Origin of the sequence: Pseudoalteromonas phenolica (genome assembly GCF_044788725.1) — a bacterium.
Classification (GTDB): Bacteria; Pseudomonadota; Gammaproteobacteria; order Enterobacterales; family Alteromonadaceae; genus Pseudoalteromonas; species Pseudoalteromonas phenolica_C.
On record NZ_CP173161.1, the window covers coordinates 2,307,651 to 2,328,439 of the forward strand.

Below are 20,789 nucleotides of genomic sequence, written 5' to 3' on the forward strand. Positions count from 1 at the left end.
ACATGGGCAGCCAACACGTTTTGACAACAAAATGATAAAACGCCGACATTATGACACCGGTGTCAGACATGCGCAATAAAATTTTTCAATTGACTATTTTTAGCTGCCTATTTCTTGCCCTAACCTTTCCATAAACTCTTTCATAAACAACACCCTAGCTTCTGCTTCCTGTTTTCCTGCATACGTGTGCATAACTTCAGGTAATTTAAAGAGTTTGTTATAGAAATGGTCAACGGTATATGAATAATCATCTGGTTCTCGATTTTCACAGAAGGGATCGTCAACCTTGTAGACACTACGATGCATCGCACCGCCAACGGTAAAACAGCGTGCAACACCGATTGCCCCTAAGCTATCAAGCCTATCGGCATCTTGAACAATTTTAGCTTCCAGTGTTTCGGCTTCCACATTCGCACTATAGCTGTGCGCAACTATGGCGTGATGCACAGCAGACAACTTTTCACTTGGAAAGTCGATACTTGTTAAATAATCGATGGCTTTGTCAGCAGCCAATTTTGAAGCTTGACTCCTTAATGGGCTATTTTTCGCGACTGCCACACAGTCATGAAGCCATGCTGAAGCAACCACAACTTGCAAATCTGCCTGCTCTTTTTCAGCTAACAGCTTTGCCGCCGTGACAACCCTTTGCACATGCGCTAGGTCATGTCCTGCATCGGCTATGGGTAATGCTTGTACAAATTCGCGACAATTTTGTTCTAAAGACGCTAATTTATCGTTATTCAATGCCCTACTCTCCGGATAATTCGCTGATCAACATTGTATGTTTGTAAACGCTTAACTAAAATGCCCAGCATACAATTAAGTTAGGAAAAATTCATGTCTTGTGCAGTGTACTTGCAGCCTGGTAGAGAAAAATCATTAAAACGTAAACATCCTTGGATATTCTCCAAAGCCATCAAAAAAGTAAAAGGTAAACCTGCTCTGGGTGATACCGTTAAAATTTACTCTAACGAAGGTAAATTTTTAGCTACTGCTGCATATAGTCCTGACTCTCAAATTAGAGCTCGTATATGGAGCTTTGATGAATCTGAAAGCATCGACAAAGATTTTTTCTTACGTCGTTTAACGCGTGCCTTTGATGCCCGCAGTCAAGTCATTGAAGAAGGCGGCTTAACCGGTTTTCGCTTAAGCGCAGCCGAGTCTGATGGCTTACCTGGTATCACCATTGATAAATTCGATAATTATATTGTTTGTCAGTTATTAAGTGCGGGTGCAGAGCGTCACAAAGGTGACATAGTACAAGCACTTCGTGAGCTTTTTCCTGATTGCCACATTTATGAGCGCTCTGACGTAGACGTTCGTAAAAAAGAAGGCCTAGAAAAAACCACGGGGGCACTTTGGGGTGATGCGCCGACTGAGCCTGTTGTTATTACAGAAAATGGCTTAAAGCTTGAAGTTGATATTTTAAACGGCCACAAAACCGGTTTTTATCTGGACCAACGTGATAGCCGTGCAGCACTAGAGCGTTTTTCTAAAGACAAAGAGGTTTTAAACTGCTTCTGTTACACAGGCACCTTTGGTTTGTATGCGCTACGTGGCGGCTGTAAAAACGTCATTAACGTGGATGTATCACAACCTGCCCTTGATACTGCAAAGCGAAATGTAGAGCACAACGACCTTGATTTATCACGTGCAGAGTTCGTTAAACAAGATGTATTTAAGTTGCTGCGCCAGTACCGTGAGGAAGGTCGTCAATTCGATACTATTGTGATGGACCCACCTAAGTTTGCTGAGAGCAAAGCACAACTAACGGGTGCATGTCGTGGTTATAAAGATATTAATATGATCGCAATGCAAATCCTAAAGCCTGGCGGCACATTACTCACTTTCTCTTGTTCTGGTTTAATGGAGCAAAACCTGTTCCAAAAAGTTGTTGCTGACGCAGCCCTTGATGCAGGTAAAGAGTTATTGATTATGGAGCGTTTGAACCAAGCTGCGGATCACCCGATTGCGGGTAACTATCCAGAAGGTTTCTACCTTAAAGGCCTTATTTGTAAGGTTTATTAACGCAACCTAAACTCTTGATAACGTAAATAAAATTTAAAGCCCAACCCAGTTGGGTGACCCATCCTAGCATGGGTTGACACTTTTATATTAAAACGCTCGGTGAACTTCATCGGGCGTTTTGTACTTTAAGGCTGTGTGTGGCCTTTTCTGATTATAGATTTCAACAGACTGCTTCACCATTTTCTTAGCCTCTGCCAGGTTATTTGGCTTTATCACTAAATATTCATTTTTAAGAATACCGTTTACTCGTTCAGCCAGGGCATTTTGGTAGCAATCATACCCATCAGTCATTGAACAGATTACTCCATGTTTTTCATGTATCTGTTGATACTCATTAGAGCAATATTGAATACCTCTATCTGAATGATGGATAAGTGTTGATGTACTCTTTCTATGTGTCAGAGCGTGCTTGAACGCCAGCTTTACTGAGCTTGTTTTTAAATCATCACTTAAGTGATAGCCAACAACTTTCCTTGAATAAGCATCTGTCACGAGGCTGAGATAGGCGTCACACTCATTTGTTGGTAAATAGGTAATATCTGCCACCCACAGTTGCTCTGGACGGGTGAGCTCAATGCCTTCTTTTATGATGTTAGGATGTTTATAAAATCGATGAAAACTATGTGTCGTTTTATGGAACGCACGTTTGTTCGGTACTAATAATCGATTTAGCCTTAGTAAAGTAAATAAGTGGTCTCTTCCGATTGATATCTGAGATTGCTTCATCATGTATTGTAACTTTCTCGTGCCAATACGAGGATGAGTCATGCGCTCAAGCCTCACAAATGAGAGAACATTTTGCTCAAGTAGAGCGTTGTTTGCATTCACTTTACAACGCTTGTAATAAGCTTGGCGAGTAATACCTAAATACATACACGCTTTACTCACCGATAGCTTGGCTATGGTTTTTTCTTCAATAACTTGTTGCGTTGCTTTTTTGTAATACGTACTCCGAAATCTTTATCCAGTACATCAACTATCGTTTCGAAGAACTGTGCCTTGAGTTTTGCATCCTCTAGCTCTTTCTCAAGTGCTTAGATTTTTTGTTCTGGCGTTAAGTCTTTGGGCTCTGACATATAACCGACCTCTCTCATATGATTAGGTGTTCCTTTACTCCAATCTAGACGGCCATGCTTACGAAGCCAAACTAAAACTGTCGAAGCCCCTTGGATACCATAATGGTCTTGTGCTTGTTTGTAAGTGCATTCGCCTTTTTCTACCTTATCAACAACTGATAATTTAAAGGCAAGCGAATAATCTCTTTGGGTTCTCTTAGATATAGATGTCATGACATTCTCCAAATTTAAATTTGAAAAGTGTCAACCTTAATTAGGACGGTACAGGGCTAATTATTAAGGCCACATTTGTGGCCTTTTTTATGTTTTAAATATAAAAAAGGCGCTCATCCCAGAGCGCCTAAGTTTGCTTAACATTCTTTTCTTCTAAAGCTTATTCGCTTAAGTCACCATATTGGTTATTTGTGCTCAGTAATACCGCTTTATCAAAGCCAGGTAAGCATAAACTTTCTTGGCTCAGTACCAATTCATTTTCATCAATCATACCGTTGCCAAAGCGATAAATAAGCTCATATTGGCCATTATCAGCGGCTTGTTGGTAATCAGCTTGTGCCAGCTTAGTTTGCTCTAACTTTGCTTGGTATGAATTTAACTGCGCTTCAGAGTAACGTTTCGCTAAAAGCTTATTGGTAAAGTTTGGTGAAAATACCGTTGCTGTTGCGTTGTTACCACCGAAGCCTTTTGAGTTAATAAATGCCACATCCATAGGTGAACATTCATAGTGCTCATTGCGAATATCTAAATGTTCCGCGTGTACGTCGTCAGCCACTTTATCAATCGTTGTAATACCTGGCATGATGTTGTGACTAAATACACCCAGCGCTAGTGCAAGTTGGTCACCACTTGCAGGCGCAATGGTGTGCCCTACGTATGCCTTTGGCGCAACTACTTTCCAACCATTGATTGAAAACGCTTCTGCTACTTTGTGATAAATCAGCGATTCAGTAACACGGTTTTGCGGTGTACTTGAGCCGTGCGCTAAGATAAAGCTGCGCTCTTTAATCGCGTCAGTGCCAGCAATTTGCTCAGCTAATGCAACTGACTTAGCCATTGTGATGTAGTTACCAGGACCAGGTGCCGTAATAGACTTTTTGATACCATCTGCATTAACAAACACATCAACTACCGAGCCCATTACTTCTGCGCCAAGTTCTAGAGCAAGCGCATCATCCATAAGGATCGCAACCTGCGCGCCTTCACCAATTGTGAAACCACAGTTCTCACCAAATGGACGGCTTGTGCGACGGTAGTCAACGTTTTCAGTATTATCGAGCTTACGAAGACCTTCTTCGTTTGCCAGTGCGCTCATATTGCCAAAACCTTCAATCACTTCAGGCGTTAACGCACATTCTACACTCGCTACAATCGCAACACGTGTGCGACCAGCTTGAATATCATTTACTGCAGCGCGTAAGTTATATAAGAAAGTTGCACATGCACCTGAGGTTGTAAACGTCGTACCAACACTGCCTGTCACGTAAGCATTAATAAAGTCTGTCGACATGGTATTTAAACCCAATGCCAATTGTTTTGTACTAACGCGATCACCTTGTTGACGAGAGCGGATCAAACCACCAAAGCCTTCTTGCTGCATTTGACCAGCAACTGATGCTGAATAAGTACCAATTTTGTCTGGTTCAACACTGTTCATGACGGTGTCCCAATCAAGACCCGTTGAACGAATTGCATCAGTTGCGGCAAAGATAGTAGCCTGCAAACCACGAGGTTGATAACGACTGTTATAAAGCGATGCCGGATCAAAGCCAGTTGGTAACTGACCCGCCGCTTTGATTGGATTATCACGATAGCTATCGTGTTTTACTTCTAAAGAATCAGGCACAACCACATTGACTGTTTTTGCGTCTACTTCTTCAACTTGCCATGAGGCAGGCACTGGGTTTGGTAAATCACGCTTACGACAAGTGAACTTTAGTCCCGTCTCATCATTCGCATTAATAGTTAGCTTTTGCTGCCAGTGCGTTGCATCACAATCAAAATGTTCTTTTTCTATTTTACGGATCAAAGTACCCGCTTTAATTTGCTCACCAAATTGCGCTTCGACTTGTTCAGCTGAAATTTCATCGCCTGTGTGTGTTACTAGTCGACCGTCTTCGAAACGCACTAAATTCATTAGTGTTGCAAGGCCTAAGAAAGTTTCTTGGCGTGCTTGTTGATCTAGCTTATCTATAACAATACGGCGATAGCCCTGATGAAAAGATGTACGGCCAGCAGCGTTAATGCCACCCATGCCGACAATAATTGGTAATGCAGTCATAAATAATCGTTCTTAAAATTTTCACACAACTTAGATATGTTCGATTCTAGTTTGAACTTTAGATTACATTTTGCAAAAATAGCCAAATATCATTTATTTTTCGCCAAATCATCATGGTCAGACCAGAAAACCCGATAAAAATTGGCTTTTGTATTTATTCAAGCATGCTCTTTACCAGTGTTTCGCTACCTGCAGAGATGCTCAGAGCAGGTGAAGCATTTGCAAAAAGACACTTAGGAAATGACTTTAAGCCGTTACGCATAACTTGGTTAGCAAATGATACCTCGCCAATCAGTAATGAGCTTGGGTTACAAATACAGCCTGACGAGGCATTTAGCTATTTGTCAGAGCAAGATTACATTATTGTGCCGAGCATTTGGCGAAACCCTAGACCTGTACTTAGAAAAAACCAATCACTTGCAACGGCTTTAAATCAAGCTTGGCAACAAGGTTCGACCATCATTGGAGTCGGCACTGGGGTCTGTTTTTTGGCTGAGTCAGGCTTACTCGAACGCCATCCTGCGACAACACACTGGCATTATGCGAAACAATTTAAGCTCAATTACCCTTCGGTCGATTTGAAACCTGACTTCTTCATTACCCAGTCTGAGCGTATTTATACCGTAGCCAGTTTGAATGCCCTCGCTGATGTGATTGTGCATTTGATTTCGCAATTATATGGGGTTGCCGCAGCACAACACGTACAGCAAAACTTTTCTCATGAAATCAGGAAGCCCTACGAAGAACAACGTTTTCTAGAAGGCGATGCGGATACGCACCCCGATGAATTAATCGCATCGATTCAATTTTGGTTGAAAAACAATTATCACACCGAGATTGCCCTTTCAGATGTGGCGGAGCAATTTGACTTAAGTTACCGGACGTTTAACCGACGTTTTAAAGCAGCAACAGACCAAACAGCCGCGCATTATCTGCAAACGATTCGCCTAGAAAATGCCAAAGAACTATTAGCTTCAAGTAATTTATCAATTCAAGATGTGGCGATATCGGTGGGGTTTAACTCTCAGGGCTTACTCACTCGGGTATTTAAGCAAAGGCTAAATCAAACACCGAGTGAGTATAGAAAAATCGTGCGTAAAAAATTGTTTTCTCAAAACCACTAAACAATTAAAGCTCAGCTTTAATCACTTTTAGTGCATTAGATTCTGACTCAGTGACGACACCATCGGCTTTGACAAGTTGAGTCGTCAATCTTAGTGCTAACTCCTTTATGGGTTCATCAACAATGTGTTTCATTCTATGGTGAATAAAATGCTCAGTATCGCCCTTAGCAATCACTTCTTTGCAATGGGTGATCATATTTGAAATATAAAGACCAGCTTCAATCTCACTATTCCAACACAGTTTCTCTATCCACCGGTTTAAAACAGATAACTCTTTTTCACATACTTCGCCATCAATTGACATAAGTAATACAGCTAAATCTACCACAGATTCCGTTTGCAACTGATCAACGCACACACCAGAATCAAGATGATTAAGTAACTGTTCGAATTTCATAAAGTCCCCTTTTACAGTGCTCGATAAACACGATTTTCGACGTTTTTAATAACATCAACTTAACAAGATAGTGAACTAGTTTGCTCTTGTCACTTTAATTTATCTCAACTTATACGATACTTAACTCAAATACAGTCCAATGAATCATGTTTATGAAATGGGTATGTTTGTTTTTATGCTTTTTCTATGCGTTTAGTAGCAAAGCTAAAATTCCAATTTCAATCGAAACCGATATCTATAACTATGCACAGCAAGTATTAGGTAAAGAAAGTATTGAAACCATTGAGCACTTTAAGCACCCTCATTGCTTAAGAGATGTTGTTGAGTTTATCTTGGTACAAAAAGCCATAAAACTTGGCGGGCTAGAACTTCAATACGATTTCGTACTAGGAGACTATGACGCGAGAAATATCCGTCTTATTCAACATGGGCTGTTGTTAATAAGTTTTGACTCTATTTGGCTTAATGAAGCATCTCAATACGAGAGTGATGTGTACATCTCTGAACCTGTTATCCGCAACGGAGAGTTTTATGCAGGTATATACGTCGCACCGAAACGCATTACTGAATTGAAACCGAAACTGGCCCAAGGTATCTCAGAGCTCAGTTTTGTAACCAGTGAAGCATGGCACACAGATGTAAAAACACTGACCGAATTAGAGCCGAAAAACCTAGTTATAGAAGCTGACTGGCTAGTTATGGCTAAAATGGTAAGTAATGGTTGGGTCGATGCCATGTTGGCACCTTTTAAAAGTGCACTTCCCTTTAGCTATCAAGGCCGAAATTATCATATACAAGCTATCGACGGTTACAAAATTGCATTACAAGATAGCCGTCACTTCGTCGTTTCAAAAAAACATCCATTAGGGAAGCAAACTTTCGATGCACTGCAAAAAGGGCTCAAACAGTTAAGGCAATCAGGTTATATAGAGCGCGCTTACAGAGAGTGCGGTTTTTTAAACCCCAATGTTGATACTTGGCAAGAGATAAAGCCCACTCAAGGTTAATACCAATTCTCAATACTATCCAATCATATTGAGGACTAAAGCTGACGCTAGCTTATTTATAACTTTCTTATTGACGACTGCATGGGTGAAGCGACCTCGCCGAGTGCGTTGCTATCGATAAGTTTTCTCGCTTCATAATAGTGAGCTTAAAAAAGAGGATTGGGATAATTTCACCTTTTAGTATGAGCTCCATATTTTATTCACTTTCTTGCATTACTTTGCTCGCCACATAAAAAAGGTACTTAGGAGTAAATAAATGTACGAAATAAAATCTTCAATCAATTTTGGCTTTTACTTTTTAGCCGCAAGCATTATTGCACTTATGCTTTCTATCAGCAGCGTTTTTCAATTAACAGCTTGGTTAGAGTCTATTGAAATGACTTTAATACTGTTAGTGGTATTTGCTGTTGTTTTCAATCTATTACAGACCCTACTTGGAAAAAGAACAGCTTCTTGGTGTACAAATGGATTAAGCTACTACACTTTTTTTGGCGCTCAAAGATATGCACCAATCGAGTTTATTCAACAAATTAAAGTACATAGAATCCTTTGCAGTACGTTCACGCATGTCAAATTAGAGCAGAAAAGTATTTTTCTTCTAAGTTGTAAACTTAACACGCAACAAAAAGCGCAGCTAAAGCAATTAGGCTACTCAGCGGGATAAAGTGTTTAAGATGCCATCAAGACGTATACGAATAGTAGCTTAACTCTTTACTGATAGTGTCTTTATCACTAGGATGGCAAAAAACTTTCACCGAGGACGATTATGACAACCGCATACCCAATTGGCACACCTGGTACGCCATGGCAAGAAGCAGAAAAAAAACAGTGGCTCGCAGCACAAAAAATAAAGCGTAGTTACCAGCAAGAAGTAGAAAATAAAATACTTGCGCTCGCTGATGAATTTGACATTGAGCAATATGGCGAACTTAACTACGGTGAAAACGAATATAAGTTGTATGCCATAAAGTCACGTGACTTTTCTGACTCTAAGCCAACGGTTTTAGTAACTGGTGGTGTGCATGGTTATGAAACCAGTGGCGTACACGGTGCGATTGAGTTCATTAAATCTCAGGGCAAACATTACCAAGCCGACTTCAACCTTGTGGTACTTCCATGTATTAGCCCTTGGGGTTATGAAACAATTAACCGCTGGAACCCAGAGGCGATTGATCCAAACCGCTCATTTTATGCTGACAGCCCAGCGGCTGAGTCAAGACAAGCAATGGCTTATGTCTCTCAGTTTGATGATTTACTATGTCATGTCGATTTACATGAAACCACTGACACCGACAATTCAGAGTTTCGACCAGCACTCGCGGCTCGTGATGGTGTAAGCCACGATAATTGGAATATTCCAGATGGCTTTTACTTAGTTGGACATACTCAAAAACCACAGTACTCGTTCCAAACTGCAATAATCAGAGAAGTAGAAAAAGTTACCCACATCGCCCCTGCTGATGAAGATGGCAGATTGATTGGTGTTCCGATTGAGCAATTTGGTGTGATTAATTATGACGGCACTAAACTTGGTCTTTGCATGGGCATGACAAATGCTGAATACGTGACGACAACCGAAGTTTACCCTGACAGCCCATCTGCCAACGATGAAATTTGTGTACAAGGCCAAGTAGCTTCTGTCGTTGGTGCTTTAAACTACATAAAATCAATCGAAGACTAGTAAGCCAAAAAAGTAGCGCAATTTAACATTGCGCTACTTGCCCCTTTGCATTGTGATATTTAAATAACCTAATCTCAGGTTAGATAACTAACTCTTTAGAAAAAGCCGAGTGGACTTTCACTGTAGCTAACTAATAAGTTTTTAGTTTGCTGATAATGGTCTAACGCTTTTTTGTGCGTCTCTCTACCCACACCTGACTTTTTATAACCACCAAATGCTGCATGCGCTGGATACATATGGTAGCAGTTTGTCCATACACGGCCTGCTTCAATCTTGCGACCAAAATGATAAGCGCGATTCATGTTTCGAGTCCAAACACCCGCACCTAAGCCAAATTCAGAGCTATTCGCCAGCTCTAATGCTTCAGCTTCATCTTTAAACGTACAGAGTGAAATAACCGGACCAAAAATCTCTTCTTGGAAAACTCGCATTGAGTTATTGCCTTTAAGCAAGGTAGGTTGAATGTAATAACCCGAATTAAACTCTTCAGATAACTGCTCTACTTCACCACCAAACAGCACTTCTGCGCCTTCTTGCTTACCTATTTCGATATAACTTAAGATTTTATCGAACTGTTGCTGAGAAGCTTGCGCGCCCACCATAGTTTCAGTATCGAGCGGATTACCACGCTTAATTTGCGCAGTACGCGCTTTCACACGCTCAATGAACTCGTCATAAATGTCTTCTTGAACAAATAAGCGCGAAGGGCAAGTACATACTTCACCTTGGTTGAAATAAGCCAATACCGCACCTTCGATACACTTACTTAGATAATCATCGTCTTTATCGAGCACATCATTGAAGAAGATATTCGGCGATTTACCACCAAGCTCAACAGTTGATGGAATGATATTATCAGCGGCGCATTTCAATATATGCGAACCAACCGGTGTTGAACCCGTAAAGGCAATTTTCGCAATTCGTGTGCTGGTTGCTAACGCTTCACCTGCTTCTTTACCAAAGCCATTCACCACGTTTAAAGCACCCGCAGGTAATAAATCGCCGATCAATTCAACCAATAACATGATTGAGGTTGGGGTTTGCTCCGCAGGCTTTAAAACCACACAGTTACCAGCAGCCAGAGCTGGGGCTAGCTTCCAAGCGGCCATTAATAGTGGGAAGTTCCAAGGAATAATTTGCCCCACCACTCCTAGCGGCTCGTGGAAATGATAAGCCACTGTATGCTCATCAATTTCGCCAATACTGCCCTCTTGCGCACGAATACAGCCAGCAAAATATCTAAAATGATCTGCTGCTAGTGGAATATCAGCCGCAAGTGTTTCACGTACCGCTTTACCGTTGTCCCAAGTTTCAGCAACGGCTAAATACTCTTTGTTATCTTCAATGATCTGGGCAATTTTAAGTAAAATATTGCTGCGTTCAGTGACACTGGTTGTGCCCCACGCCTCTTTCGCTTGATGTGCTTTATCAAGTGCCAACTCGATATCTGCCGCTTTAGAGCGTGCCACTTGGCAAAACACCTTTCCATTTACTGGGCTTTTGTTTTCAAAATACTCGCCATCTAACGGTGCAACCCACTCACCGCCAATGTAATTGTCGTACTTGTCTTTAAAATTAACTACCGCGCCTTGGGTATTCGGATTTGAATAAATCATAGTGTCCTCTTCTATCAACTTGTTGCCCGGCTCATACTTCAGTTATATGTTTATTTTTGAGCCGATTGAATTGACATTAAGCGAAAGGAGGCTTAAAAAATTAACTCTGGGTATTTTTTGCTTAACACTCAGTCTTGAACTTAACAGGGAATAAATATGCGATTTGACTTACAAGCTAGACATCAGCAAATTGATAAACTGGTTGAAAATAAGGTTAGCTTTAACTCAGATCATGCCCAATTGAGTATTTACGACACTTACGAGCGCGCATTTAACGTGCCTTTGTCGTCAAATAATGTGTTGTTTTGCGGTATGCTTCAGGGCAAAAAAGTGATGCATGTTGAAACGTGTGATTATCATCATGATTTTTTGCCTAATGAGAGTTTTGTGCTGGCGCCAGAGCAAACCGTCCATATTGATTTTCCTGACGCATCAAGGCCTTCACCCACAACCTGCTTAGCCATTGAAATTAACTCTGATAAACTGGCTGATATTGCCCAAAAGCTCAATATGCAAAATCAAACCAGTATCGAAGTGAATTATCAAAATGAACTCGTCCATGTTGAGCATAATTGGCAAACCCAAGCGTTACTCGATCGCATGGTACATTTATTTACCGAAAATGAAGATCAGCGTGGGTTTTTGATTGATCTTGCGCTAAATGAATTGGTGACTCGATTACTCACCCAACAAACTCGCGAGCTCATTTTAAAATGCGCCAACTCACAACACCATCAAGACCCCATTACCAAAGTGATTCAATACATTGAACATAATTTAAGTGAGCCTTTAGATATTGATACTTTATGTAAAGTTGCTTGTATGAGTCGTAGTAAATTTTTTAACTACTTTAAGTCTTGCTTAAACATGACCCCGCAGCAATGGCTGCAAACAAGGAGACTCTCGAAAGCCAAAGAGCTGCTCAAAAAAGGCAACAGCATTACCCAAATCGGCTTTGATTTAGGTTTTAATCATACCAGTCAATTTAGCCGCACATTCAAAAATGCCTTTGGTGTTTCTCCAAAGGCATTTCAAAAGAACTAAATTATATTTCGCCAATCAGTAAGACGGTTTATAACTACCACTTAGCGTCTTGCAATTTAGTCCAAAGCATATTTGTCGCACTTGCTACTGCTTGACTCACGCCAAGTCCTAGCTTTTCTGGTAGAGATTTTTTGCTGGTATATTTTACCGTGTAAATTTGATGGCTATCTAGTAAAGATAAAATATGGTCATCACTGGTATTCAGTTCATCTACTAAACCTAATTTTTGTGCCTCAGAGGCAAACCAATATTCACCTGTGGCCACTTTTTCAAGATCAATATCAGCTCTGTTAGTTTGCACAAACTCTTTAAACAAGCCATGTGTTGATTCAACATCTTGTTGAAACTTTTCTCGGCCCTTATCGGTATTTTCACCAAATAGCGTTAAAGTGCGTTTAAATTCGCCTGAAGTGATCATCTCAAAATCAATATCATTCTTTTTAAGAAGCTTATTAAAGTTAGGAATTTGCGCAATGACGCCAATTGAGCCAATGATTGAAAATGGAGCAGCGACAATTTTATTTGCAACACATGCCATCATATAACCGCCACTAGCGGCAATTTTATCAACACACACAGTGAGGGGAAGCTCAGCGTGTGTGATACGTTTCAATTGAGAAGCACCTAACCCATAGCCGTGTACAACACCACCGCCACTGTCGATGTTCACAATGACGCTATCTTTACTTTTATCAGCAATTTGCAAAATTGCTGTGATTTCTTCTCGTAAGTTATTCACTTCATGGGCATCTGAACTACCGTCAAAATTAATCACAAATGCCTTTGCTTCAACTTTATCCTCTTGATCTTTTTTCTGCGCTTTTTTGTAAGCTTTAAGCGCCTTTTTATCTAGAGTTTGTTCAATAAAATCTTGTTTATTGCGCTTTAACTTTTTAGATAAGTCTTGAAGCTCGACTTCACCCGTACCTGATTTAGGCTTTTGGCTCGCGCCCACAACCAAAATGATGATAATCCCAATTGATAACACTATGGTGACTGCTTTAGCTAAAAATAAACCGTATTCAAATAAGAACGTCAATCTATTCTCCTCGTTGTTCTTATAATTCATACCAATTCTCAATGATCCTCAATCATTTGATTAAGAGGATTGGTATAAAAATCATTTTATAAATATAAAAAAAGCCGCTTAACGCGGCTTTTTCATCTTCTCGTACTTGAGATTAATTAGCAATAACTGCTGGGTTAGTAATTGGCAGCATCATACCTTTAGTCGCTAAGAAAGTTGCCAATTGCTTTTGCATTTCAACTGTTGCCATCGCATGACCTTGCGCTGTACCGCCCACATTTTCTTCAAATGTAGTTGTGGCAATTGAAGAGTGATGACCTTGAGAGAACTTAACCACATAGTTCTTTGGCTCTCCTTGCTGTGTTTCAGTGACAGGCGTCATACCGAATAGTTGCGCCATAGGCATAGTACCAGACAACGGCAATGCAGTTGTTGGCGGAATAACGGCATCCGGTAAGTTGCCATCAATACCCCCTGTCACCACACTTAAATAAGTAGGTGTACCAAGTGCTTGAACAGCCGCCGCATAGTTTACAGGATCTGCACTGTCTAATGTGGTTTGCGCAACGGTAACAAACTGACTAATGATAGATTGAATACCAGCCAGTGCCGCCGTATTGCCCGCTTCGACTAATTGCTTTTCATATAGCGAGTAAGAACAAGGGATCTTAGTCTCTACTGGGCAAGCTGCCGTTGCATCACTTGCTACAAATTCCAAAAACGCTTTAGAAGATAAATTACCCGCTGCAGCTAACACTGAGCCTTTGACAAATGACCCAAATGAACCCGATTCAGTTAAGAAGTTAGCAATACCTGCACCACCACTAGCTAGACCAACGGTATTGATTTTGAATGCACCTTCGACTCGAGAAATTTTTTCTGAATTATTTTCAAATAATTTCAACCTTTCTGTAGCGCTAAATGGCTTATTTGTATTTGCGATAAAATTAGGCGCTACAATAGAACCTAAAGAGTGACCAAAGAAGCTTACATCTGTAGGGTTAATACCCAGTGTTGGGTCAATGAAGTTCAAGCCAAGTCTAAGTGCTAATAGGTCAGCTGAAGACTGTCTAAGGTTATCACGAGCAACCAATAGAGACGTCAAATTCATGTAAGACAGTACTGAACCTTGCCCGCTTGTAGCATTGAAGTCATCTTTACCATCTAAGTCAATATCAAGACCACGCTCACCGTGCATTGGATGATCAATCGCAACCGTTGCGAAACCAGCATTACTTAATGCTAACGTCAAACCTAAAAGGCTTTCTTTATTTGCTGTAATACCATGTTGAAGGATAACTACTGGCCATCCAGTTTCAGGCATTGGTTTACCAATTAATTCAGCAATAGGGCGTGTAATCTGAACTGGAACAGTAGCGAACCATTCAATAGTAGGGATACTATTAAATTTAGTTAAGAAACGACTTGTATCTAAACCAAAATCACGTAAAGCATCACCTGAAAAACCTTTACAGTAAGCGTCATTTGGACCTGGTGTTAAAGCTGATAATTGTGCTTTTGATAGACTTGCGATAATTGCAGCATTATCACAACGTGCTTTCCAGTACGTACCCGCCAAGTCTTCTATAGCTGTTCCTTCCGGTTTCTTGGAGTACATAGGAAGCTTAATACTTCCTCGCATATACTGAACTGCTTTGAAACGTGCGAGTGTTTCGGTATCAGAAATTACCGACGCTAAAACATCAGCAACAGTAATCATTGGCTGCTGAGTGTTCACTTCAACTTTTGGCTGCAATGGCGTATCAATAGATTGTACCAAACCAAGTTTGATATTATTCATTACCGCACCCACTGACTGAATCGTCATTGCTGCGGTATAAATCACATCTTCTTTTGCAACTTGGCCTGAGATAACATCTTCATACTTGTTCACAACAGCCTGAAGGCTTCTCTGTGAATCAGTGACTAAAGGCGCTTCGGCTTTAACTAAACCATAAGTCGATGATGGTTGTAGCGGTCGACCATCAGCCATAACAATACTTTTTGTTAGTGCCGTGATGTATGATGCGCCAGGCTTGAGTGGTTTCAATGGCACAACCATAATGCCTTTACCTGAATCTGTTAGCTTAGCTATAAAGTCAACACCAAACGTCAACTCCCCCACATATTTACAAGCAAATGCAGGGTTAACTTCTTTACATTCGTCATCGGTAAGACTGCCACCCATTTCAACCTGAAAAATACGGACTGCATCTGGTGTTGCTACCGAGTCGGCATTAATACTCACTTCGCTAGGCACATCCAAATCAATAACGTATGGCATATTAGTTGACCAACCGTCTAAACCACCCATAGCTAAGCTCGGGCTAGCGTAGGCTGCTGCTGGTAATGGTTGACCAGCAGCGTCAAATTCACCTGGCAAGTTTAAAGTACCGTCTTTAGTACCGCTTAAAAGTAAATTATTTGGAATTGAAATCACACCATTAGATGGGTCAAATTTCACTGATGCTGATGGTAATTCAGGGGTCGTTTGTTGTTTTACATCTTGAAGTGTTTCACCGCCGCCACAGCCGACCAAAGCCGTAGAAATTGCGAGTGAGAGAAGCATTTTTTTCATTGAATGGGCTCCGACAAATTTTATTATTCTTATGCAATTAACGCGTTAATATAATGTAATTCTATTTTTAATGAGACATTAGACCAGTTAAACTTAACTCAATATGTAAAGTTTCGCCACCCAATTTTACAATAATTTAGATAACTTACCCTAATGCTGTGATAAAATGCGCAAAACGTTCAAATAGAGATCTACAATGCATAATTATCAAGCAGCAGAGAATGCACTAGCAAATAAAACCATTTTAATCACAGGTGCTGGCGACGGAATTGGCCGTGTTGCGGCATTAACATATGCGAAACATGGTGCAACTGTAATCCTACTTGGTAAAACAACAAAAAAGCTTGAATGTGTGTACGATGAAATCGTCAATGCAGGCTATCCGCAACCCGCTATCGTACCTATGGATATGCGCGGTGCGACAAAACAAAATTACCGTGACCTTGCAGCAACCATTGAACAACAATTTGGCAAACTTGATGGCCTTTTAAATAATGCATCAATTTTGGGCTCACTCGGACCACTTGAGCATTTCTGTGTATCTACGTTTGAAAATATCATGAAAGTAAACGTGACTGCTCAAGCCATGATCACAAAATATATGTTCCCACTACTTCGCAAAGCACCAAGCGCTTCTGTAATTTTCACCTCTTCGGGTGTAGGTCGTGAAGGTCGTGAGTTTTGGGGTGCCTATGCAATTTCAAAATTTGCAACCGAGGGCATGATGCAAACATGGTCAAAAGAAGTCGACAAAACAAATATTCGTATCAACTGCATTAACCCAGGCGCCACACGTACTAGTATGCGCGCTTCTGCTTTCCCGGGCGAAGACAGAGAAAAATTGAAAACTGCAGAAGACTTGATGCCAACGTATTTATACCTAATGGCTGATGATTCTAAAGACGTTAACGGTGAATCAATTAACGCACAGTAACTTATCAGTCAGACATCATTAAAAAAGGCACTCAATCGAGTGCCTTTTAGTCTATATTGATTTAGAAAGTTACTTTCTTAAAGTTACTTTCTTTTTGGCTTTTGCGCACGTTGATTGTGCTTTTTAACAGCCTTTCTGATCTGATTAATCTTAGCACGCTTGTCTTTACGCTTTTCTGGCATTACCGACAGCTTAGTTTCAGTTTCAGGGCGCATTTTCACAGACTTACGCAAGTAGTTCACGTCTTCTAATTTTAGCTCTTCCCATCCGCCTTGTGGTAGACGCTTGTTAAGCTCTAATTTACCGTAACGAATACGAATTAGCCGAGATACTTCTACTTCTTGAGATTGCCACAAACGACGTACTTCACGATTACGCCCTTCAGTCAGTGTCACATTAAACCATTTGTTAATGCCCTCACCACCCATTGGCTTAATTTTTAAGAATTTAGCAGGACCATCTTCTAATTCAACGCCTTTAGTCAGCGTACGCAGTGTTTGATTTGTTACTTCACCGAATACACGAGCAGAGTACTCGCGCTCTACTTCATATTTAGGGTGCATTAAACGGTTCGCTAACTCACCATCGTTGGTAAATAGCAATAAACCTGAAGTATTGATATCTAAACGGCCAATCGCAATCCAACGATCACCTTCTAAACGAGGTAGTCTATCGAAAACTGTTCGGCGACCTTCAGGATCTTTACGCGTACATAATTCGCCTTCAGGCTTGTGGTACATTAAAACACGACAAACGCGCTCTTCTTGTTGCTCAATTTTAACAACATGACCGTCAACACGGATTACCGCATTTTCTTCAACACGATCACCTAAACGTGCCACTTTACCGTTAACGCTGACACGATTAGAGTCAATGTATTTTTCCATTTCACGGCGTGAACCCACACCAGCACGGGCCAATACTTTTTGTAACTTTTCACTCATTAGGATGGTTCTCTCACAGAAGGATCACTCAATATCTGCTCTAATTTTACATCTTGCTGCTCAGGTAAATTAGGCAGCTGCTCTAAACCAGATAAAGAAAAATAATCTAAAAATTGTTTGGTGGTTGCATATAGCGCAGGTTTACCAGGTACATCTTTTTGCCCAACAACCGTTATCCATTCACGCTCTAATAAACTTTTCATTATATTGCTGCTCACAGCAACCCCTCTTACCTGCTCTATCTCACCTCGGGTAATAGGTTGACGATAGGCTATCAAGGCAAGGGTTTCTATGGTCGCTCGAGAGTATTTCACCGCTTTTTCAGGCCATAATTTACTTAATGGCTCAGCCAAAGAAGGCCCTGCTTGAAAGCGATAACCAGAGGCCACTTCAACCAACTGAACACCTCTTGTTGAATAGTGCTCAACCAGTGAGTCTATGGTTTGGGTTAATCTTTTAGCAGAAATATTGAAATCTTGCAGAACGGTTTCTTGTAGACGACGCTTACTTAATGGCTTCTCAGAAACAAAAATCGCTGCTTCGACTAGCTCAACGAGTTGTTCATCACTAAGACGCTTAAAAGCCATATTAATCTACAATTGCAAACACAAGGCAATATTATGACAGAGGTTCGGTTACTCTTGTAGTTTTAAAGATAAATAAATCTCTGATTGCGGGGTAATTTGGGTAAAAGTGACTAATTGCTCTTTGATCAGTTCAAGCATTGCTATAAATGTCACCACCACGCCTTGGCGTCCTTCAGCAAAATCAAACAAAGTGACGAAAGCACACGGGCCACTGTGTTCTGAAAGGTGCCTTAGAATTCGCGACATACGTTCGCGGGTAGACAAAACTTCACTTGATATTTGATGGTGGGCAAGCGTTTTTACCCGAGCCATCACTTGACCAAATGCAAGCACTAACTCTTTTAAACTTAAATCAGGTAACTTTTCTTCATCAAGTTCAGTATCAATATACTCTGCATTAGCTATGAAGAAGTCTTTTCCGACATGAGGCTGCTCTTTTAATGTTTCTGCCGCGGTTTTAAACTGTTCATATTCTTGTAAACGCTTGACTAATTCAGCACGCGGATCAGCCTCTTCTTCAAGCTCTTCATGGGTCGGTAACAGCATGCGCGATTTAATTTGCGCCAATAAAGCTGCCATCACTAAGTATTCTCCTGCCAATTCAAGCTGTAAGTCTTTCATCAGCTCGACATAGCTTACATATTGTTTAGTAATGCTATGGATCGGCAGTTGCAGGATATCGAGTTTATGGCGCTTAATGAGATATAAAAGCAGATCGAGCGGGCCCTCAAAGCTTTCTAATATCACTTTAAGGGCATCGGGTGGTATGTATAAGTCTTCTGGCTTTTCTAAAACGGCTTCGCCATGAAGAAAGGCCAGTGGCGCAGAGTTACTCATTTAATGACAACTTTAATAGCTATTGAAACGGCGTAACGTCACCGCACCCTTCGCGAAGAATGACAATATCATCATCAGAGAAGTCAATCACAGTAGTCGCTTGTTCAATTAAATAACCACCATGAATAATAAGATCGACCTGTTTTTCTAGGCTCATACGAATATCATCAGGGTCTGATTCGGTAAATTGCTCACCAGGTAAAATCAAGGAACATGACATCAGTGGCTCATTGAGCTCTTCAAGTAACGCTGCGGCAATTGGGTTATCGGTTACACGCATACCAATGGTTTTTTTCTTTTCGTTTAATAAACGCTTAGGCACTTCTTTTGTGCCTTTAAAAATAAAGGTGTAAGGCCCAGGCGTATTGTTTTTTATTAAGCGAAAAATTTGATTATCAACACGGGCATACGTTGCCAGCTCTGATAAATCTCGGCAGACAAGTGTAAAATTATGATGTTTTTCAATACCGCGAATACGTTCAATTCGCTCTTTCGCCTGCTTGTTACCAATACTGCAGCCAAGTGCATAGCCTGAATCGGTCGGGTAGACTATCACCCCACCCTTGTGAATAATTTCGACCGCTTGTTTAATTAAGCGTGCCTGCGGATTTTCTGGGTGAATATGAAAAAATTGGCTCATTAGTTACACTCCTGTGCGTCTTGCCAAAACTGCCAAACAGCTTGGCAATCTTTTGGTAAGTATAGGTTTTTTCCAAGATCTGACCAAGGCATAGGATAATGAAAATCTGAACCTTGACTCGCGAGTAGATCAAACTCTTGACTTAATTGCCCTAAAAACTGCCTTTCGCTCGGTGCTTGCTGCGGTAAAGCGACTTCCATTGCCTGTCCACCTGCAAGTTTAAATTCGTTAAGTAATTTACGTAGCCACTTATTAGACATTTGATATCGACCAGGATGCGCCAACACAGAAACGCCACCAGCTGCCTGAATTGCTGTAATGGCAGTTGTCATATCACACCAATTGCTTGGTACATAACCCGTTTTGCCTCTGGCTAAAAACTTTTTAAACACACCTTGAATGTTTTTAGCTACACCGCGTTCGACTAACGCTTGTGCAAAGTGTGCTCGGGTGATTTCAGCATCTTTAGCCAGTGCTTTGGCCTGCTCATATATATCTTCATAACCTTTTTTCGCTAAGCGTCGACCAATCTCTTGAGCACGAGCTTCACGTTTGTTTTGCTGCTCAGTCAATAAATTAAGTAGATGTGTATTTTCAGTATCTATAGATAGGCCGACAATATGGATTTCAAAACTTTCCCATTTTGTCGAAATCTCAACCCCTGCCACTAACTCTAAATTTAAATCTCGGTCAGCAATAAATTGCTTTGCAGGTTCAATACCCGCAACGGTATCGTGATCGGTGAGGGCTAAAACATCAACGCCCTTTTCTGTTGCTCGCTCAAGTAATGCGCCTACGCTTAAACGACCATCAGAAAAGGTGCTATGACTGTGTAAATCATATTTTATCAAGTTTATTTCTCTTCATTATTATCTTTGTTCGTGTCAACGTGTCGGATTATATCACTAATACGCCCCATTAAATTTTGTATACTTTATATTTTTAATGTTTTTGCAACTTTTTAGCTTGACTCGCTCGTTCCGATAAGGTTTAC

The 20,789-nt window shown here is 40.8% G+C and carries 18 protein-coding genes and 1 pseudogene; 7 read left to right on the forward strand and 12 right to left on the reverse strand.

Annotated elements, in window-relative coordinates; all coding sequences use genetic code 11:
- Positions 1 to 99: 99 nt before the first annotated feature.
- Positions 100 to 744 (reverse strand): HD domain-containing protein, encoded by a 645-nt coding sequence (locus ACH784_RS10525; RefSeq protein ID WP_404389983.1) that lies wholly within the window; start codon positions 742 to 744, stop codon positions 100 to 102.
- Positions 745 to 837: 93 nt separating this feature from the next.
- Between ACH784_RS10525 and ACH784_RS10530 the strand changes: the two genes are divergently transcribed.
- Positions 838 to 2,028 carry a class I SAM-dependent methyltransferase gene (locus ACH784_RS10530; RefSeq protein ID WP_404389985.1) on the forward strand — a complete coding sequence of 397 codons (1,191 nt, stop codon included), beginning with the start codon at positions 838 to 840 and terminating at the stop codon, positions 2,026 to 2,028.
- An 87-nt stretch (positions 2,029 to 2,115) separates the two neighbouring features.
- On the opposite strand, the pseudogene ACH784_RS10535 reads toward ACH784_RS10530, so the two are convergent.
- Positions 2,116 to 3,317 (reverse strand): annotated as a pseudogene (locus tag ACH784_RS10535) (IS3 family transposase).
- Between the two features lie 160 nt (positions 3,318 to 3,477).
- Positions 3,478 to 5,379 carry a beta-ketoacyl synthase gene (locus ACH784_RS10540; RefSeq protein ID WP_404389987.1) on the reverse strand — a complete coding sequence of 634 codons (1,902 nt, stop codon included), beginning with the start codon at positions 5,377 to 5,379 and terminating at the stop codon, positions 3,478 to 3,480.
- 113 nt (positions 5,380 to 5,492) lie between these two features.
- On the opposite strand from ACH784_RS10540, the gene ACH784_RS10545 reads away from it, so the two are divergent.
- A complete protein-coding gene (locus ACH784_RS10545; RefSeq protein ID WP_404389989.1) occupies positions 5,493 to 6,503 on the forward strand; it encodes a GlxA family transcriptional regulator in 1,011 nt (336 codons plus the stop codon).
- A gap of 4 nt (positions 6,504 to 6,507) precedes the next feature.
- Here ACH784_RS10545 and ACH784_RS10550 read toward each other — a convergent pair whose 3' ends face one another.
- Positions 6,508 to 6,900, reverse strand: coding sequence for a hypothetical protein (locus ACH784_RS10550; protein WP_404389991.1), 393 nt, complete (start codon positions 6,898 to 6,900; stop codon positions 6,508 to 6,510).
- Positions 6,901 to 7,052: 152 nt separating this feature from the next.
- Between ACH784_RS10550 and ACH784_RS10555 the strand changes: the two genes are divergently transcribed.
- The 3 genes from ACH784_RS10555 (at position 7,053) to ACH784_RS10565 (ending at position 9,588) form a co-directional block, all read left to right on the forward strand.
- Positions 7,053 to 7,907, forward strand: a complete 855-nt coding sequence (locus ACH784_RS10555; protein WP_404389993.1) for a hypothetical protein — start codon at positions 7,053 to 7,055, stop codon at positions 7,905 to 7,907.
- 256 nt (positions 7,908 to 8,163) lie between these two features.
- Positions 8,164 to 8,571, forward strand: a complete 408-nt coding sequence (locus ACH784_RS10560) for a hypothetical protein (RefSeq protein WP_404389995.1) — start codon at positions 8,164 to 8,166, stop codon at positions 8,569 to 8,571.
- A 102-nt stretch (positions 8,572 to 8,673) separates the two neighbouring features.
- Complete coding sequence (locus ACH784_RS10565) at positions 8,674 to 9,588, forward strand: M14 family metallocarboxypeptidase (RefSeq protein ID WP_404389997.1); 915 nt, start codon at positions 8,674 to 8,676, stop codon at positions 9,586 to 9,588.
- Positions 9,589 to 9,683: 95 nt separating this feature from the next.
- Here the strand turns inward: ACH784_RS10565 and ACH784_RS10570 are convergent, their stop codons facing one another.
- A complete protein-coding gene (locus ACH784_RS10570) occupies positions 9,684 to 11,204 on the reverse strand; it encodes an aldehyde dehydrogenase family protein (RefSeq protein ID WP_404389999.1) in 1,521 nt (506 codons plus the stop codon).
- Positions 11,205 to 11,360: 156 nt separating this feature from the next.
- Between ACH784_RS10570 and ACH784_RS10575 the strand changes: the two genes are divergently transcribed.
- Positions 11,361 to 12,248, forward strand: a complete 888-nt coding sequence (locus tag ACH784_RS10575) for a helix-turn-helix domain-containing protein (protein WP_404390001.1) — start codon at positions 11,361 to 11,363, stop codon at positions 12,246 to 12,248.
- Between the two features lie 34 nt (positions 12,249 to 12,282).
- Here ACH784_RS10575 and sohB read toward each other — a convergent pair whose 3' ends face one another.
- Both sohB and ACH784_RS10585 read right to left on the reverse strand, forming a co-directional pair.
- Positions 12,283 to 13,287, reverse strand: a complete 1,005-nt coding sequence (gene sohB, locus ACH784_RS10580; RefSeq protein ID WP_404390003.1) for a protease SohB — start codon at positions 13,285 to 13,287, stop codon at positions 12,283 to 12,285.
- 142 nt (positions 13,288 to 13,429) lie between these two features.
- Entirely contained in the window at positions 13,430 to 15,853 is a 2,424-nt protein-coding gene (locus ACH784_RS10585) for a VolA/Pla-1 family phospholipase (RefSeq protein ID WP_404390005.1), read from the reverse strand.
- Positions 15,854 to 16,049: 196 nt separating this feature from the next.
- On the opposite strand from ACH784_RS10585, the gene ACH784_RS10590 reads away from it, so the two are divergent.
- On the forward strand, positions 16,050 to 16,787 hold the full coding sequence (locus ACH784_RS10590) for a YciK family oxidoreductase (protein ID WP_404390007.1): 738 nt from the start codon (positions 16,050 to 16,052) through the stop codon (positions 16,785 to 16,787).
- Between the two features lie 83 nt (positions 16,788 to 16,870).
- Here ACH784_RS10590 and rluB read toward each other — a convergent pair whose 3' ends face one another.
- The 5 genes from rluB to ACH784_RS10615 are packed head-to-tail and all read right to left on the reverse strand — an operon-like array spanning position 16,871 to position 20,646.
- Complete coding sequence (gene rluB / locus ACH784_RS10595) at positions 16,871 to 17,731, reverse strand: 23S rRNA pseudouridine(2605) synthase RluB (RefSeq protein ID WP_404390009.1); 861 nt, start codon at positions 17,729 to 17,731, stop codon at positions 16,871 to 16,873.
- Entirely contained in the window at positions 17,731 to 18,318 is a 588-nt protein-coding gene (gene scpB / locus ACH784_RS10600) for an SMC-Scp complex subunit ScpB (protein ID WP_404390011.1), read from the reverse strand. Before scpB ends, rluB begins: the two co-directional genes overlap by 1 nt.
- Positions 18,319 to 18,366: 48 nt before the next feature.
- Positions 18,367 to 19,155 carry a segregation and condensation protein A gene (locus ACH784_RS10605; protein ID WP_404390013.1) on the reverse strand — a complete coding sequence of 263 codons (789 nt, stop codon included), beginning with the start codon at positions 19,153 to 19,155 and terminating at the stop codon, positions 18,367 to 18,369.
- Positions 19,156 to 19,174: 19 nt separating this feature from the next.
- Positions 19,175 to 19,795 (reverse strand): L-threonylcarbamoyladenylate synthase, encoded by a 621-nt coding sequence (locus tag ACH784_RS10610; protein ID WP_058030020.1) that lies wholly within the window; start codon positions 19,793 to 19,795, stop codon positions 19,175 to 19,177.
- Positions 19,795 to 20,646, reverse strand: coding sequence for a PHP domain-containing protein (locus tag ACH784_RS10615; protein ID WP_404390016.1), 852 nt, complete (start codon positions 20,644 to 20,646; stop codon positions 19,795 to 19,797). Before ACH784_RS10615 ends, ACH784_RS10610 begins: the two co-directional genes overlap by 1 nt.
- Positions 20,647 to 20,789 lie beyond the last annotated feature (143 nt).